14 protein-coding genes are annotated in these 16,545 nt (G+C 72.0%); 7 read left to right on the plus strand and 7 right to left on the minus strand.

Annotation, left to right across the window (positions count from 1 at the left end):
- Positions 1–11: 11 nt before the first annotated feature.
- The 4 genes from ACXJKA_RS03120 to ACXJKA_RS03135 are packed head-to-tail and all read right to left on the minus strand — an operon-like array spanning position 12 to position 5,177.
- Positions 12–488: a MaoC family dehydratase gene (locus ACXJKA_RS03120; protein WP_456823711.1), complete on the minus strand. Its 477-nt coding sequence runs from the start codon at positions 486–488 to the stop codon at positions 12–14.
- Entirely contained in the window at positions 485–1,660 is a 1,176-nt protein-coding gene (locus ACXJKA_RS03125) for an acyl-CoA dehydrogenase family protein (RefSeq protein WP_456823712.1), read from the minus strand. The genes ACXJKA_RS03120 and ACXJKA_RS03125 overlap by 4 nt, the downstream gene beginning before the upstream one ends.
- Positions 1,657–3,573, minus strand: coding sequence for an ATP-binding protein (locus ACXJKA_RS03130; RefSeq protein ID WP_456823713.1), 1,917 nt, complete (start codon positions 3,571–3,573; stop codon positions 1,657–1,659). Before ACXJKA_RS03130 ends, ACXJKA_RS03125 begins: the two co-directional genes overlap by 4 nt.
- 5 nt (positions 3,574–3,578) lie before the next feature.
- Positions 3,579–5,177, minus strand: a complete 1,599-nt coding sequence (locus ACXJKA_RS03135; protein ID WP_456823714.1) for a carboxyl transferase domain-containing protein — start codon at positions 5,175–5,177, stop codon at positions 3,579–3,581.
- A 105-nt stretch (positions 5,178–5,282) separates the two neighbouring features.
- Here ACXJKA_RS03135 and ACXJKA_RS03140 point away from each other — a divergent pair, with 105 nt between their 5' ends.
- The 4 genes from ACXJKA_RS03140 (at position 5,283) to ACXJKA_RS03155 (ending at position 10,297) form a co-directional block, all read left to right on the plus strand.
- A complete protein-coding gene (locus ACXJKA_RS03140; RefSeq protein WP_456823715.1) occupies positions 5,283–5,879 on the plus strand; it encodes an SACE_7040 family transcriptional regulator in 597 nt (198 codons plus the stop codon).
- A gap of 446 nt (positions 5,880–6,325) precedes the next feature.
- Positions 6,326–7,804 carry a DUF222 domain-containing protein gene (locus tag ACXJKA_RS03145; RefSeq protein ID WP_456823716.1) on the plus strand — a complete coding sequence of 493 codons (1,479 nt, stop codon included), beginning with the start codon at positions 6,326–6,328 and terminating at the stop codon, positions 7,802–7,804.
- A 261-nt stretch (positions 7,805–8,065) separates the two neighbouring features.
- Positions 8,066–9,034 carry an RNA polymerase sigma factor SigJ gene (sigJ, locus tag ACXJKA_RS03150; RefSeq protein ID WP_456823717.1) on the plus strand — a complete coding sequence of 323 codons (969 nt, stop codon included), beginning with the start codon at positions 8,066–8,068 and terminating at the stop codon, positions 9,032–9,034.
- Positions 9,035–9,121: 87 nt separating this feature from the next.
- On the plus strand, positions 9,122–10,297 hold the full coding sequence (locus ACXJKA_RS03155; RefSeq protein WP_456823718.1) for an NAD(P)/FAD-dependent oxidoreductase: 1,176 nt from the start codon (positions 9,122–9,124) through the stop codon (positions 10,295–10,297).
- Between the two features lie 4 nt (positions 10,298–10,301).
- On the opposite strand, the gene ACXJKA_RS03160 is transcribed toward ACXJKA_RS03155, so the two are convergent.
- From ACXJKA_RS03160 to pdhA, 3 genes are read right to left on the minus strand one after another with little or no spacing between them, the layout of a single operon-like run.
- A complete protein-coding gene (locus tag ACXJKA_RS03160) occupies positions 10,302–11,666 on the minus strand; it encodes a dihydrolipoamide acetyltransferase family protein (RefSeq protein WP_456823719.1) in 1,365 nt (454 codons plus the stop codon).
- Positions 11,663–12,670 (minus strand): alpha-ketoacid dehydrogenase subunit beta, encoded by a 1,008-nt coding sequence (locus tag ACXJKA_RS03165; RefSeq protein WP_456823720.1) that lies wholly within the window; start codon positions 12,668–12,670, stop codon positions 11,663–11,665. Before ACXJKA_RS03165 ends, ACXJKA_RS03160 begins: the two co-directional genes overlap by 4 nt.
- A complete protein-coding gene (gene pdhA, locus ACXJKA_RS03170; RefSeq protein WP_456823721.1) occupies positions 12,670–13,791 on the minus strand; it encodes a pyruvate dehydrogenase (acetyl-transferring) E1 component subunit alpha in 1,122 nt (373 codons plus the stop codon). Before pdhA ends, ACXJKA_RS03165 begins: the two co-directional genes overlap by 1 nt.
- A gap of 143 nt (positions 13,792–13,934) precedes the next feature.
- Here pdhA and ACXJKA_RS03175 point away from each other — a divergent pair, with 143 nt between their 5' ends.
- From ACXJKA_RS03175 to ACXJKA_RS03185, 3 genes are read left to right on the plus strand one after another with little or no spacing between them, the layout of a single operon-like run.
- Positions 13,935–14,699, plus strand: a complete 765-nt coding sequence (locus tag ACXJKA_RS03175; RefSeq protein ID WP_456823722.1) for a CoA transferase subunit A — start codon at positions 13,935–13,937, stop codon at positions 14,697–14,699.
- Positions 14,696–15,358, plus strand: a complete 663-nt coding sequence (locus ACXJKA_RS03180) for a CoA transferase subunit B (RefSeq protein ID WP_456823723.1) — start codon at positions 14,696–14,698, stop codon at positions 15,356–15,358. Before ACXJKA_RS03175 ends, ACXJKA_RS03180 begins: the two co-directional genes overlap by 4 nt.
- Positions 15,355–16,542 (plus strand): acetyl-CoA C-acetyltransferase, encoded by a 1,188-nt coding sequence (locus ACXJKA_RS03185; RefSeq protein WP_456823724.1) that lies wholly within the window; start codon positions 15,355–15,357, stop codon positions 16,540–16,542. The genes ACXJKA_RS03180 and ACXJKA_RS03185 overlap by 4 nt, the downstream gene beginning before the upstream one ends.
- The last annotated feature ends 3 nt before the right edge of the window (positions 16,543–16,545 follow it).

Consider the following 16,545-nt stretch of genomic DNA (forward strand, 5'->3'; position numbering starts at 1 on the left):
CGCGAACCCGGTCACGATGCGGCCTCCCGGCACCAGAACAGGACCGACCGCGTGGCCACCGCGACGACGACGTCGTTCTGGTTGCGCCCGGTGTGCTCGAGCGTCACCACCCCGTGGCCCGGCCGCGACTCCGAGAGCCGCTTGTCCCGCACGATCGTCGACGAGTACAGCGTGTCCCCGTGGAACAGCGGGTGCGGGAAGCGCACGTCGGTGAAGCCGAGGTTCGCGACGATGGTGCCCTGCGTGAGCTGGTCGACCGAGCTCCCGACGAGGACCGCCAGCGTCATCATCGAGTTCACCAGCCGCTGCCCGAACGGCTGCTGCGCCGACCACGCCGCGTCGAGGTGCAGCGCCTGACCGTTCATGGTCAGGGTGCTGAACAGGACGTTGTCCGCCTCGGTCAGGGTGCGCCCGGGCCGGTGGACGTAGCGGGTGTCCAGCTCGAGCTCCTCGTAGTAGAGGCCACGCTGCTCGACGTCGTGCGTCATCGAGGCGCCCCCGCAAAGCCCAGCTCGCGCGCGATCACCATGAGCTGCACCTCCGTCGTCCCCTCGCCGATCTCCAGGATCTTGGAGTCGCGGTAGTGCCGTGCCACGGGGTTCTCGTTCATGACGCCGTAGCCGCCGAAGATCTGTGTCGCGTCGCGCGCGTTCGCCATGGCCGCCTCGCTCGCGATGAGCTTGGCCAGGCTGGCCTCGAGCTTGAACGGCTGGCCCGCGACCAGCCGGTGCGCCGCGTCGAGCCAGGCCAGCCGGGCCGAGTGCACGCGGGACTCCATGCGGGCGACGGTGAACGCGATGTGCTGGTTCTCGCCGATGGGGTGGCCGAACACGTTGCGGCTCTTGGCGTAGCGCATGGCCTCCTCGAGGCAGCCCTGCGCGGCGCCCGCGCAGAGGGCCGCGAACGCGACCCGGCCCTCGTCGAGCGTCTGGATGAACTGCGCGAAGCCGCGGCCGCGTACGCCCAGCAGGTTCTCCGACGGCACGCGCAGGTCCTCGAACCGCAACGGGTGGGTGTCCGACGTGTGCCAGCCGACCTTGTCGTAGGCGGGCAGCACGGTGAGCCCGGGCGTCCCGGCCGGGACCAGGATGGCGGTGAGCTCCTTCTTGACCGAGCCGTCGTCGCGGACGCTCTCGCCGGTCACCGCGGTGATCGTGAGCAGCCGGGTGATCCGGGAGCCGGAGTTGGTGATGAACTGCTTGCTGCCGTTGATCACCCACTCGTCGCCCTCGAGGCGCGCCGTCGTCTTCGTCCCGCCGGCGTCCGAGCCCGCGTCGGCCTCCGTGAGCCCGAAGGCCGCGAGCGCCTTGCCCTGCGCGAGCATCGGGATCCACTCCTGCTTCTGGGCCTCGGTCCCGCTGCGCCACACCGGCATCGCCCCGAGCCCCACGCCGGCCTCGAGCGTCACGGCGATGGACTGGTCGACCCGGGCCAGCTGCTCGACCGCCAGGCAGAGGTCGACGTAGTCGCGCCCCTGGCCGCCGAGCTCCGTCGGGAACGGCAAGCCGAACAGCCCCATCTCCCCCATCTGGGCGAGGATCTCGTACGGCAGCTCGCGCTTCGTGTCGTACTCGTAGGCGGCCGGCGCGACGACGGTGTCGGCGAAGTCGCGCACCTCGTCGGCGAGCTTCTGCTGCTCGGGGGTGAGGTCGTAGGTCATGCCGGGATCCCTTCGTCGGGGTGGCCGGAGATGGTGGCCACCACGTGGTCGAGTGCCACCCGGTCGGTCGGTCGGACCGTGAGGGTGACGATGCCGTCGCTGGGCGCGACGACCCGGTGCTCCATCTTCATCGCCTCGATGACCAGGAGGCTCTGACCTGCGACGACGCTGTCGCCGGTCGCCACGTCGGTCGAGACGACGATGCCGGGCATCGGAGAACGGACGACCGGGTCCGCGGCGCGCTCGCCGCGGCTGCGCGTGGCCAGCTGCTCGGCGAGCCGCTCGACCCGGGTGATGACGCGCAGCTCGTCGGCGCCGACCCACATGACGGAGCCGTCGACCGCGATGCGCCGCGAGTGCACGACGCCGTCGACCTCCACCTCGACCGTGTCGGTCCCGCGCCGGACGAGCCTCGCGGACACAGGCTCGCGGTCGCCGATCGCGACCGCATCGCCCAGCACGGAGACCTCGCCGACGTCCCGGAACTCGTAGCGGGTGGGTCGGGGGTCGCCCAGGCGCCAGCCGTCGGACCGCCACGGGCCATCCCCCGGCGTGCCGTGGAGCCACAGCGCCGCCGCGACGACGGACACCGAGTCGGGTTCGCGGGTCGGGGGAGTCAGCCGCCCGAGCAGCCCGGTGCCGAGCCGACCGGCGCGCACGTCGGCATCGGCAAGGATCTGCCGGAGGTACGCGATGTTGGTGCGGACGCCGAGGATGGTCGTGCGGGCCAGCGCGCCGTCGAGCCGAGCGAGCGCCTCGTCCCGCGTCGAGCCCCACGCGACGACCTTGGCGAGCATCGGGTCGTAGGTCGACCCGATCTCGAGCCCGGCCCGCAGGGAGCTGTCGACCCGGATGCCCTCGCCGGCAGGCTCGTCGAGAAGGAGCACGGTCCCGGACGACGGCAGGAAGTCGCGCGAAGGGTCTTCGGCATAGACGCGGGCCTCGACCGCGTGACCGGTGAGCTCGACGTCGCCGAGCGTCAACGGCTCCCCCGCCGCGATCCGCAGCTGCCACTCGACCAGGTCCAGCCCGGTGACCATCTCGGTCACCGGGTGCTCGACCTGCAGCCGCGTGTTCATCTCCATGAAGAAGAACTCCGTCGGCGCGTCGTCGGACACAAGGAACTCCACTGTCCCGGCACCGACGTAGCCGACGGTTCGCGCGACGTCGCAGGCAGCCTCGCCGATGGACGACCGCGTCTGCGCGGAGAGCAGCGGCGACGGCGCCTCCTCGATGACCTTCTGGTGCCGGCGCTGCAGCGAGCACTCGCGCTCGCCGAGGTGGATCACCGCGCCGTGCTCGTCGGCAAGCAGCTGGACCTCGATGTGCCGCGGGGTGGTCACCAGGCGTTCGAGCAGGAGTGTGTCGTCGCCGAACGCCGACGCGGCCAGGCGACGGGCGCCGGCGATGGCATCGGCAAGGTCCTCCGCTCGCTCGACGACCACCATCCCCTTGCCGCCCCCGCCCGCCGACGGCTTGACCAGGAGCGGGTACCCGACGCGTTCGGCGGACTCGGCATCGGCCACCGACGAGCCGGGGATCACCGGCACCCCGGCCGCCGACACGTGCTCCTTGGCGCGGATCTTGTCGCCCATGACCTCCAGGGCCTTGACCCCGGGGCCGACGAACGCGATCCCGGCCGCCTCGCAGCCGCGCGCCAGGTCCGCGTTCTCGGAGAGGAAGCCGTAGCCGGGGTGGACGGCCTCGGCTCGGGTGCGTCGGGCTGCCGCGATCACCTCGTCGATCGACAGGTAGCTCTCGATCCGCACGGCCTCATCGGCTCGCGAGACGTGGAGCGCGGACCGGTCGGCGTCGGTGTAGACGGCGACGGCCCGGATGCCGAGCCTCTGCAGGGTCGAGATCACCCGGCACGCGATCTCCCCGCGGTTCGCCACGAGCACGCTGGTGAACACGGCCGTCACATCCGGAACAGGCCGAGGCGCGGCTCGCCGAGCGGCACAGTGGCGCAGACGTCGAGGGCCATGCCGAGGATGCGACGCGTGTCGGCGGGGTCGATGATCCCGTCGTCCCAGAGCCGCGCGGTGGCGTAGTAGGGGCTCCCCTGCGTCTCGTACTGCTCGCGCAGCGGCGCCTTGAACGCCTCTTCGTCCTCGGCGCTCCAGTCGTCTCCGAGCTGCTCGCGGCGCACCGTGGCCAGCACGGATGCCGCCTGCGGGCCGCCCATGACCGAGATCCGGCTCGCGGGCCACATCCACAGGAACCGCGGGTCGTAGGCCCGCCCGCACATCGAGTAGTTGCCGGCCCCGAACGAGCCGCCGATCACGACCGTCAGCTTGGGCACGCGGGTGGTTGCGACGGCCGTGACCATCTTGGCGCCGTGCTTCGCGATGCCGCCGGCCTCATAGTCCCGGCCGACCATGAAGCCGTTGACGTTCTGCAGGAACACCAGTGGGATGCCGCGCTGGTCGCACAGCTCGATGAAGTGGGCGCCCTTGAGCGCCGACTCGCTGAACAGCACGCCGTTGTTGGCGACGATGCCGACGGGGTGCCCGTGCAGTCGCGCGAACCCGGTCACCAGCGTGGTCCCGTACTCGCGCTTGAACTCGTGCAGCTCGCTGCCGTCCACCAGCCGGGCGATGACCTCGTGCACGTCGTACGGCGTCAGCAGGTCGGTGGGCACGACGCCGTACAGCTGGCCCTCGTCGACCTTGGGCGGGCGGCTCTCGTGGATCTCCCACGCCGTCGTCGTCGGGACCGGCAGGGTCGCGACGATGTCCCGGACGATCTGCAGCGCGTGCGCGTCGTTCTCCGCCAGGTGGTCCGTGACCCCCGAGGTCCGAGCGTGCAGCTCGCCGCCGCCGAGGTCCTCGGCCGTGACCACCTCGCCGGTCGCCGCCTTCACCAGCGGCGGGCCGCCCAGGAAGATCGTCCCCTGGTCCCGCACGATGACGGTCTCGTCGCTCATCGCCGGCACGTACGCACCACCGGCCGTGCACGAGCCCATCACGCAGGCGATCTGCGGGATGCCCTCGGCCGACATCCGGGCCTGGTTGAAGAAGATCCGCCCGAAGTGGTCCCGGTCCGGGAACACCTCGTCCTGCTTGGGCAGGAACGCGCCGCCGGAGTCGACGAGGTAGAGGCACGGCAGCCGGTTCTCGAGCGCGATCTCCTGCGCCCGAAGGTGCTTTTTCACCGTCAGCGGGAAGTACGTGCCGCCCTTCACGGTCGCGTCGTTGGACAGGACCATGACGTGCCGGCCGTGCACCAGGCCGATGCCTGCGATGACGCCGGCGCCCGGGGCCTCTCCGTCGTAGAGCCCGTCGGCGGCCAGCGGCGCGACCTCGAGGAACGGGCTGCCCTCGTCGAGGAGCACGTCGATGCGCTCGCGCGGGAGCAGCTTGCCGCGGGCCACGTGGCGCTCGCGGGACTTCTGCGGTCCGCCGAGCGCTGCCGTCCGGAGCCGGTCGTGCAGCTCGCCGACGAGGGCGCGCTGGGACTCGTCGTTCGCGGTGAACGACGGCGCGGCGGGGTCGGCCGTGGTGCTGAGCATCTCCATCGACGCTGTCTCCAAGGGGTGGCTGGAGAGATCTACTTCGGTTAGGGATCGCTAACTGAAATCAGGCTAGTCTGCGATCACGTCGTTGTCCACGAAGGGGCCCTCATGGCCGAGCAGCTCGACACCCTCCCGACAGCCCGCGGCCGCGCCAAGGCCGAGCGCCGCGGCGCCCTGCTGTCGTCCGCCGCGCAGCTGTTCGCCAACCGCGGTTTCGACGGGGTGTCGATCGAGGACCTTGGCTCGTCAGTCGGCATCAGCGGACCGGCGGTCTACCGGCACTTCCCCAGCAAGCAGGCCGTGCTCGCGGCTTTGCTCGTCGGCGTCAGCGAGGGTCTGCTGACTGGCGGCCGCGCGGTGGTGTCGTCTGCCGACGACGACGCCGCAGCACTCGTCGCGCTCGTGCGGTTCCACGTCGACTTCGCCCTGCGCGACCCCGACGTGATCCGCGTGCAGGACCGCTCCCTCGCCGCCCTGTCGCCGCAGGACCAAGAGTCTGTTCGTGAGCTGCAGCGTCGCTACGTCGACCTGTGGGTCGACGTGCTGCGGCGGCTCAGCCCGTCGACCGAGCGCGCCGAGCTGCGGCTGCGGGCCCAGGCGACGTTCGGGCTGCTCAACTCGACTCCGCACAGCGCACGGTCGGTCTCGACCGCGCGAACCCGCGCGCTCCTGGAGGAGATGGCATTGGCTGCGCTGGGGCGGTAGAGCCGCGGCGCGGCGGCTCCTGCTGGGCCGCTCCCACTGCACGTCGTCTTCCGTTGTTTCCGCTGGTCAGCGGCGGATGTCAGTGGTCGGTCGTACAGTTGTTCTATGCCCGGATCGGGCGGTTCGCGTGGCGGGAGGTGGCGACGATGACGGCAGTTCTGGCCGAGCGCACGCGCGACGACCTTGCCGCGCAGGGACGCGACCGAATCGACACGCCCCCGGATCTGCGTCCGGCTCCTGCCCCCGCTTCCGCGTCGGCTCCCTCGCCGGCTGCGGCGAGTCTGCCGGCACCGTTGCCTGTCACGACGTCCGACGAACCCGCCCCATCGCCCGTCTCGCCCACCGCTACCTCGCCGGTGATTCCCCCGGTTCCCGCGCTGGTGTGGGCGGACTCCGGGCACGGAGGGCGCCCGGGCGGGACGCCTGAGGCCCCGGCGGGTGCCCGGGTGGTGGACCTTGCTGCGGTGGAGGAGTTCCCGCTGCCCGGGGTCGGGTTGGCGGACCTGGTGGCGATGCTGACCACGGTGCCGGTGGCCGAGGTGTCTGGGGCGGCCCTGGTGAACGCGGTCGCGGCGACGCAGCAGGCGATGACCATGCTGCAGGCGCTGCAGGGTTCGTTCGCTCGCGAGCTCGGGGCGCGTACCCCGGATGCGTTGCGGCACGTGCCCGATGAGCTGGCGTGCGCGTTGGTGTGCACGAAGCGGTCCGCCGAGATCGTGTTCTTGCGTGCCTGGGGTGCCGCCCAGCACCCCGCCGTCGGTGACGCGTGGGCGGCCGGTGCCGTGGAGGGGCGCAAGGTCGACGTGATCCTGGACGAGATCTCGAAAGCGGGGGCCGGTCTGCCCGCCGGCGAGGTGGACGAGGTGGTCCGTGACGCGATCCAGCGCGCGGGCGAGATGACGGTGCCGCAGCTGACGAGGCACGTGCGCGCTGCGCTGATCGCGTTGAACCCGGGCCTCGCCGAGCAGCGGCGSGTGGCCGAGCGGGACCGGCGTGGGGTGTTCCTGGATCTGGCCCCCGACGCGATGGCCCGCCTSATCGCCTACCTGCCCGCCGCCGAGGCSACCGCCGCGTTCACCGCGATCGACGCCCTGGCCGGGCACGCCACCCTCGACGGGGACACCCGCACGATCGACCAGCGGCGGGCGGACGCATTCACGGACGTGTTCACCGGCATCCTGGACCGGCAGACAACCCCCGACGGCACCCCGCTGCCCCGCAAGCACGGGCAACGCGTCGCCGTCCAGGTCACCGTGGCCGCGACGACGTTGCTCGGCCTGGACGACGCCCCCGGGTTCCTTGGGTCCTATGGGCCGATCCCGGCGCAGGTCGCCCGCGAGCTCGCCCAAGACGGCACCTGGCGCAGAGTGCTTACCGACCCGGGCACGGGGCAGGTGTGCTCCGTGGGCACCACCGCCTACCGGCCGGGCGCGGACCTGACCCGCACCATCCAGGCCCGCGACGTCACCTGCACGTTCCCGGGCTGCCGGCAACCCGCCACCCGCTGCGAGATCGACCACCGCATCCCCTACGACCACGACCGACCACCCACCCAAGGCCGACCACCCTCCGAAGGCGGACCACCCTTCGACGGTGGATCACCCTCCGACGGCGGACCACCGTTCGGGGGCTCGGGACCAGCACGGGCCGATCTCCGCGGGCACGACCCTCAGCCCGATCTCCGGAGCCACGACCCGCATACCTGCGAGGCGAACCTGCACGCCCTGTGCAAGCACCACCACCAAGCCACGACCGAAGGCTGGTGGAACGTCACCTACAACCCCGCCACCGGCGTCTCCACCTGGACCGACCGCCACGGACTGACCTACGCCCGACACCCCATCCCCGTGCACATCACCGCCGGCGCGCTCGAACACCGACCAGCGCCGCCACCGCGCGCGGACCTCGGCGACCCACCGTTCTGACTCCGACGTCTGACGCCGGGGCGAATCGCCACCCGGCATTCAGTGCTGGCGCGACCCCTAGGTCCCGCGTGCTCGAGTACCGGCGACGAACCACCTGACCGGGCACGCGCAGGGCTCCCCACCCCGCGGGGCGAGTTCGTACCCCTTGGCCCTTCGGTGCCGGGTCCGCTGGCCCGTTGGAACATGTGCACCGGAGGGCTACCGGGTGCCGTCCTCCGGGTACCGCTCGGGCCGCATCCGGCCCCGTCGTAAGGTCGAGGCGTGAGTGTGCGAGACGTGGACAAGCGGCCGCTGCGGGCCGACGAGCTCGAGGTCTTCGAGAACCTGCGGCCGAGGTTGGAGGCCATCGCCTACCGCCTGCTCGGTTCCGCTGCGGAGGCCGAGGACGCCGCGCAGGAGACGTTCCTACGGTGGGAGGGCGCCGACCGCGACCAGGTCCGCGTGCCGGCCGCGTGGCTGACACGGGCGCTGACCAACCTGTGCCTGACGCAGCTGCAGTCGGCCCGGGCGCGGCGGGAGGTCTATGTCGGCGAGTGGCTTCCCGAGCCGTTGCTCGCCGGGGACCCGATGCTCGGCCCCGCGGACACCGTCGAGCAGCGGGAGTCCGTCTCGACCGCCGTCCTGGTGCTCATGGAGCGACTGACCCCGAGCGAGCGCGCTGTCTACGTGCTGCGCGAGGCGTTCTCCTACTCCCACGCCGAGATCGCCGAGCTGCTGGACATCACTGAGGCGAGCAGCCAGCAGATCTACCACCGTGCCAAGCAGCACGTGGCCACCGAGAGGGTTCGCACCGAGGTCGACCAGGCGGCGGCGAGGCAGGTCGTCGACGAGTTCTTGGCCGCTGCCACGAGCGGGAAGACCGAGCCGCTTCTCCGGGTGCTGACCGCCGACGCGATGGGCGTGGGCGACGGTGGCGGCTACGTCCCGGCGCGCGCGAAGCCGTTCTTCGGCGCTGCGGCGGTCGCGCAGTTCCTGCGCGGCCTGTTCCGGCCCGCCGAGGCCAAGCGCGCGCTCATCGGCGGCAGCCCCGACTTCTACGCCTGGACCGCCAACGGCAGCCCGGCGCTCGTGGCGGTGGTCGGCGACCGGCTGATCGGGGTCATGAGCCTGGAAGTGACCGCCGACGGGATCGCCGCGGTGCTGAGCCAGGTCAACCCGGAGAAGCTCGGCCGCGCCGGGCGGCAGTGGGCGGCGTCGGACCACGGGGAGCCGCTGCTCAGCGGTTGGTGAGTGACCACCGTCACACCGCGCACCTGTCAGGGATCGGGTCGACGTCCAGTTCAAGGGGCGTCACCGATCCACGACAGGGAGCGACTCATGAAACACCGCATCGTCATCCTCGGCGCCGGGTACGCCGGCGCCTCCGCCGCCGGACGCCTCGCGCGGCGCCTGCACGGCGACGACGTGGAGATCACCCTGGTCAACGCGGAACCGGACTTCGTCGAACGGGTCCGCATGCACCAGCTGGCGACCGGGCAGGACCTGCGCCGGCGACCCCTCGACGACCTGCTGGACGGCACGGGCGTGACCCTGCGCGTCGCGCGCGTCACCGCCGTCGACGTCGACAGCAAGACGGTCTCCCTCGCGGGTTCCGACGACCTGCGCTACGACACGCTCGTCTACGCCCTCGGCAGCGCGCGCGACGACCACGGCGTGCCCGGCGTCTTCGAGCACGCCGAGGAGGTCGCCAGCCGGCCCGGGGCGCTCCACCTGCACGAGCGGCTGCGCGGGCTCGCTCCCGGCGGGCGGGTCCTCGTCGTCGGCGGTGGGCTGACCGGCATCGAGTCGTCCAGCGAGATCGCCGGGGCCTTCCCGCGCCTCGACGTGGCGATCGCGGCGCGGGCCGGGTTCGGCGACTGGCTCTCGCCGAAGGGCGAGAAGCACCTGCGCGGCACCTTCGAACGTCTCGGCATCACGGTCCACGAGCACACGGGTGTCGTCAGCGTGGGCCCGACCGCGGTCGTGACCGACGCCGGCTCGACGATCCGGGCCGACGTGACGATCTGGGCCGCCGGCTTCGCGGTCCACCCGATCGCCGCCGCCTCGTCCCTGGCGGTCACGGACCGCGGGCAGATCCTGGTCGACGAGACCATGCGGTCCGTCTCGCACCCGGACGTCTACGCCGTCGGCGACGCGGCCCTGGCACACGGCCCGGTGGGCAACTCCCTGCGCATGTCCTGCGCCTCGGGCATCCCGATGTCGTGGCAGGCCGCCGACTCGATCGTCGCGCGCCTCACCGGCGGCAGGCTCCCGCGCGTGCCGCTGGCCTACGTCCACCAGTGCATCAGCCTGGGGCGGCGCGACGCCGTCATCCAGATGGTCACCTCGGACGACCGCGCCCGGTCCCTCGCGCCCGGCGGCCGACTTGCCGCCTGGTACAAGGAGCTCGTCTGCGCCGGCGCGGCGCTGGCAGTCGCCCACCCCGTGCCGTACCCGGCGCGGCGGCGACGCACCGCGAAGGAGGGTTCGCTGGTCGCCGCCGCCGCGCAGTAGGGGGTCACACCATCCGCAGGACGGTGCCTGGTCGGGCGAGGATCGCGCCGACGTCCGTGAGGAAGTGGGCCGCCTCGGCGCCGTCGACGAGGCGGTGGTCGAAGGAGACGCTCAGCGTCATGACGTGGCGCAGCGCGATCTCGTCCCGGAACTCCCAGGGCTGCCGACGGATCGCGCCCATCGCCAGGATCGCGGCCTGACCCGGCACCAGGATCGGCGTGCCGGTGTCGACGCCGAAGACGCCGATGTTGGTGATCGTGATGGTGCCGCCGGCGAGCTCGGCGGGCGTGGTCGTGCCGGCGCGAGCGGCCTCGGTCAGAGCACCGATCGCGTCCGCCAGGTCGGGGAGCCGGAGCGTGTCGGCGTCCTTGATGGTCGGCACCAGCAGCCCACGCGGGGTCGCGGCGGCGATGCCGAGGTTCACGTACGCGGGCTGCACGATCTCGTGGGCCGCCTCGTCCCAGCGCGCGTTGAGCGACGGGTTGCGGCCGACCGCGATCGTCACGGCCTTCGCGACGAGCGTCAGGACGGTGATCCGGTGCCCCTCGAGAGCACGGTCCAGCTTGAACTGCTCGAGCAGCTCCAGCGTCGGCGTGACGTCGACGGTGAGCGACGTCGATGCGTGGGGCGCGGTGAACGCGCTGGCCACCATCGCCGCGGCGGTCTGCTTGCGGACGCCGGCGATGGGGGTCCGGACCTCGCGCGCCCGCGGCTCAGGACTCACGGGCGTCGAGCGGGTGGCGGGGCGGCTCACCGGCCTCGCCTTCGCCTCGGACCTGTCGACGACCGGCGCCGACCCGAGGCCGGAGACCACGTGCAGGACGTCCTCGCGCGTGATCATGCCGTCCTTGCCGGTGCCCTCCATCCGGTTGAGGTCGACGCCGAGGTCGTGCGCGAGCTTGCGGACGGGCGGGAGCACCTTGGGGCCGATGCGCCGACCCGCCAGGCCCAGACCCTCGACGTCCGCGGCGGCGTGTGCCGCCATCCACGCCGCCGACCGCGACCGGCGACGGGGCAGGGCCGATCCTTCGACGAGCGGGCCGTACCCGACCAGGACCGAGGTGCGCGCGGGCGCGGGCACGGCGGCCGTCGGCGGCGTGTCGACGGATGCCGGAGCGGTCTCGGCCGGCACGTCGACCGTGATCGTCATGAGCGGCGCTCCGACGGGCACGGTCGCCCCGGCCTCGACCAGCAGCTCCGCGACGACCCCGGCGTACGGCGACGGGAGCTGGACCAGCGCCTTCGCGGTCTCCACCTCGGCGACCACCTGGTTGAGCTCGACGGTGTCCCCGACCGCGACGGTCCACTCGACGAGGTCGGACTCCGTCAGGCCCTCTCCCAGGTCGGGCAGGGTGATCGTCTGGATCATGACGCCCTCCAACCGGTCAACGAGTTCTGTCTACCGATCACGCGGTCGACCGCATCGAGCAGGCGGTCGAGGTCGGGCAGGAAGTGGTCCTCGACCTTCGCGGCGGGGTACGGGGTGTCGAACCCGGTCACGCGCACCGGCGCGGACTTGAGGGCGTCGAAGCAGCGGTCGGTGATGCTCGCGACGATCTCCGCGCCCAGCCCGCCGTTGCCCTGGGCCTCGTGCGTGACGACGAGCCGGCCGGTCTTGCGGACCGAGAGCTCGAGAGTGTCGAGGTCGATCGGCGACAGGGACCGCAGGTCCACCACCTCCACCGAGAGGCCGTCGTCGAGCGCCGCGAGCGCGGCGTCCCGCGCGGTCATGACGAGCGGTCCGTAGGTGGCGAGCGTGGCGTCGGTGCCTTCGACGACGACTCGGGCGCGGTCGAGCAACGGGACGTCGTCGAACGACTCGTCCACCTCGCCCTTGACCCAGTAGCGCCGCTTCGGCTCGAAGAACACCACGGGGTCGTCGCACGCGATCGCCTGGCGGATCATCGTGTGCGCGTCCTGCGGGTTCGCGCACGTCACGACGCGCAGGCCGGGCGTGTGGGCGAAGTAAGCCTCGGGCGACTCGGAGTGGTGCTCGACCGCGCCGATGCCGCCGCCGTACGGGATGCGGACCGTGATGGGCATGCGGATCGCGCCGCCGGTCCGGTAGTGGATCCGGGCCACCTGCGTGACCAGCTGGTCGACGGCCGGGTAGACGAACCCGTCGAACTGGATCTCCACGACCGGCCGGTACCCCCGGTACGCCAGGCCGACGGCCACGCCCATGATCCCCGCCTCGGCGAGCGGGGTGTCCATGACGCGGTCGGCGCCGAAGTCGCGCTGGAGGCCGTCGGTCACCCGGAACACTCCCCCGAGCGTGCCGATGTCCTCGCCGAGCAGCACCACCGTGGGGTCGTCGTCGAGCGCGTGCCGCAGGCCGGAGTTGAGGGCCGCGGCCAGGGTCATCGTGGCCATCACGCCTCCTCGTCGAACATCGCGAGGTAGGCGGCGTACTGGCTGCGCTGGCGTTCGAGCGCGGGCGTCGGCTCGACGAGGACGTTCTCGAAGACGCTGAGCGGCTCGGGGACCTCGAGCCCGTAGCAGCCCTTGCGCATCTCGGCAGCGAACGTCTCGGCCTTCTGCGTGATGGCGGCGGCGCGTTCGTCGGACAGCGCCTCTCGCGTGCGCAGGAGCCGCTCGAGCCGCGCGATCGGGTCCTTGGCCGCCCACTCCGCCTTGTCCGAGGGGTCGACGTAGCGGGTGGGGTCGTCCGACGTCGTGTGCGGGCCCATCCGGTACGTCACGGCCTCGATGAACGTCGGGCCGTCGCCGCTGCGGGCCCGGTCGAGCGCGACGCGCGTCGCGGCCATCACCGCCAGCACGTCGTTGCCGTCGACACGGATGGCGGGGATGCCGTAGCCGGCCGCGCGCTCGGCGATCGGGCGCTGCGCCTGCAGGCCGACCGGCTCGGAGATGGCCCACTGGTTGTTCTGGCAGAAGAAGATCACGGGCGCCCGGAACGTCGCCGCGAAGACCATCGCCTCGTGCACGTCGCCCTTGCTGGTGGCGCCGTCGCCGAAGTACGCGACGGCGACCGAGTCCACGCCGTCCTTGAGGCAGCCGAGCGCGTACCCGGTGGCGTGGAGGGTCTGCGAGCCGATCATCACCTGCGGCGTCGCCATGCCGATGCTGCGCGGGTCCCACCCCGCCAGGGCGGTCCCCCGCCAGACGCGCACCAGGTCGGTCGGCTGGGCACCGCGGCAGTAGGCGACGCCGTTCTCGCGGTAGCTGCTGAAGACGAAGTCGTCGCTGTGCAGCGCGCGGGCCGAGCCGATCTGCGCGGCCTCCTGGCCGAGGAGCGGCGGCCACAGCCCGAGCTGCCCCTGCCGTTGGAGCGCGACGGCCTCGGTGTCGAAGCGGCGCACGACGACCATGTCCTCGTACAGGTTCAGGAGGTGCTCGTCATCGACGTCGGAGATCCACGGGTCGTAGACCGGGTCTTCACGACGGACGCCCTCCGGCGTCACGAGCTGCAGCGCTTCGGCCTGCTGATGAGTGGGCAGGGCGCGGCCGGGTGACACATCTGCACGCAACATGTTTCGCTCCGTTTGGTGGCGGAACCGTCGCTCTTGTGAAGCTAGGCCCCATTGCCTGATGTCCTGCCAATGTATGTCCGCGTCTGCTCTAGCGCGAGCCTCGACACGTCGGCGCACAATGACCTCGTCGACAGGAGACAACGATGGACAAGGTCTTCCAGTCCGCCGTCGAGGCGGTAGCCGACATCCCCGACGGGGCGACCCTCGCGGTCGGTGGATTCGGCTTGTGCGGTATCCCGAGCGTGCTGATCCACGCTCTGCTCGACTCCGGCGTCACCGACCTGGAGGTGGTCAGCAACAACTGCGGCGTGGACGACTGGGGGCTCGGCCTGCTGCTGCAGGCGGGTCGCATCCGGCGCATCATCGCCTCGTACGTGGGCGAGAACAAGGAGTTCGCGCGGCAGTACCTGGCCGGTGAGCTCGAGGTGGAGCTCACGCCGCAGGGCACCCTGGCAGAGCGCCTTCGTGCAGGTGGGAGCGGGATCGCCGCGTTCTACACGCGGACCGGGGTGGGGACGTTGGTGGCGTCCGGCGGGTTGCCGTGGCGCTACGACGCGTCCGGAGGCGTCGCCGTCGCCTCGCCGCCCAAGCCGGTCGAGACGTTCACCGTGCGTGGCGTCGCGCACGAGTTCGTCCTCGAGGAAGCGATCACCGCCGACTTCGCACTCGTGCGCGCGGCTCGCGGTGACCGCCTGGGGAACCTGTCCTTCCACGCCTCCGCCCGCAACTTCAACCCGTTGTGCGCGGCCGCCGGCGCGGTGACGATCGCGGAGGTCGAGGAGGTGGTGCCGGTCGGTGCGCTGGACCCCGATGCGATCCATCTGCCGGGGATCTTCGTCGACCGCGTCGTCGCACTTTCACCCTCCGAGGCTGCCGAGAAGCGCATCGAGCGGAGGACGGTCTCATGACCTTGTCCCGTGAGCAGATGGCCGCCCGGGCCGCGCTGGAGCTGGCCGACGGGTCCTACGTGAACCTCGGGATCGGGCTGCCGACCCTGGTGCCGAACTACGTGCCTCCCGGCGTCGAGCTGGTGCTGCAGTCGGAGAACGGGGTGCTGGGGGTGGGTCCGTACCCGGCTGACTCAGCCGTCGATCCCGATCTGATCAACGCCGGCAAGGAGACGATCACCATCGCTCCCGGGGCGTCGTACTTCGACTCGGCGACGTCGTTCGCGATGATCCGCGGCGGAAAGGTGGACGTCGCGATCCTCGGGGCGATGCAGGTGTCCGAGTCCGGGGACATCGCCAACTGGATGATCCCCGGGAAGATGGTCAAGGGCATGGGCGGCGCGATGGACCTGGTGCACGGTGCGCGGCGGATCGTGGTGCTCATGGAGCACGTGGCGCGCGACGGGTCGGCGAAGATCCTCCCAGAGTGCACGCTGCCGCTGACCGGGGTCGGGGTGGTGGATCGGATCATCACCGACCTGGCGGTGCTGGACGTGTCCGCGCAGGGGCTGGTCCTGCGGGAGTGCGCCCCGGGGGTGAGCGTCGACGACGTTGTCGCGGCCACCGCCCTGGTGGCCTTGGTGATCGGTGACGATGTTCGGGAGATGGTGCTGTCATGAGTACTGATCGTGAGGTCGTGATCCTCTCGTTCGCGCGCACGCCGATGACGCGCCTGAACGGGTCGCTGTCGTCCCTGTCCGCCGCGTCCTTGGGCGCGGTCGCCATCGCCGGCGCCCTCTCGCGGGCCGGGCTCGACCCGTCCGACGTCGACCAGGTGCTCATGGGCCAGGTCGTCCAGGCGGGCGCCGGCCAGAACCCCGCTCGGCAGGCCGCCGTCAAGGCCGGCATCCCCTGGACCGTGCCGGCGACGACCATCAACAAGGTGTGCCTCAGCGGGCTGACCGCGATCATCGACGCCGCCCGGATGATCCGGCTGGGCGAGGCGGACATCGTCGTCGCCGGCGGCCAGGAGTCGATGAGCCAGGCGCCGCACCTGCTGCCCGGGTCGCGACGCGGGTGGACCTACGGGGACATCCAGGCCGTCGACTCCTTGGCCTTTGACGGGCTCACCGACGCGTTCGACCGCGAGTCGATGGGGTCGTCGACCGAGCGCGGCAACAAGGCGCTGTCGATCCCGCGCGAGGCGCAGGATCTCGTCGCCGTCGAGAGCCATCGCCGGGCCTCTGAGGCCGTCGCGTCCGGGGTGTTCGCGTCGGAAATCGTGCCGGTCGAGGTCCCCCAGCGGCGGGGCGCCCCCGTGGTCGTCTCGCTCGACGAGGGGATCCGGCCCGAGACGTCGCTCGAGTCGCTGGCGTCGCTGCGACCGGCGTTCTCCGCCGACGGCACCATCACCGCGGGCAACGCCTCTCCCCTGACCGACGGAGCCGCGGCGGTCGTGGTGGCGAGCCGCGAGCTCGCCGAGGCGCGCGGGCTGACGTGGCTCGCGGCGGTCGGGGCCTCGGGGCAGGTGGCCGGACCGGACAACTCGCTGCACTCGCAGCCGTCGGCGGCGATCGCTTCCGCGCTGTCTCGGGGCGGATGGGACCTGTCGACCGTGGACTTCGTGGAGATCAACGAGGCCTTCGGGTCCGTCGTCGTGCAGTCCCTGGGCGACCTGGCCTACCCGCTGGAGCAGACGAACATCCACGGCGGAGCGATCGCCCTCGGGCACCCGATCGGCGCGTCGGGGGCGCGACTCGCGGGTCACGCGGCGATGGAGCTGGCGCGGCGGGGGCACGGACGCGCGGCCGTCGCCCTGTGCGGCGGAGGCGGGCAGGGCGAGGCGCTCCTGATCTCCCGCTGACCG

This window comes from Cellulomonas sp. P5_E12, from assembly GCF_054049315.1.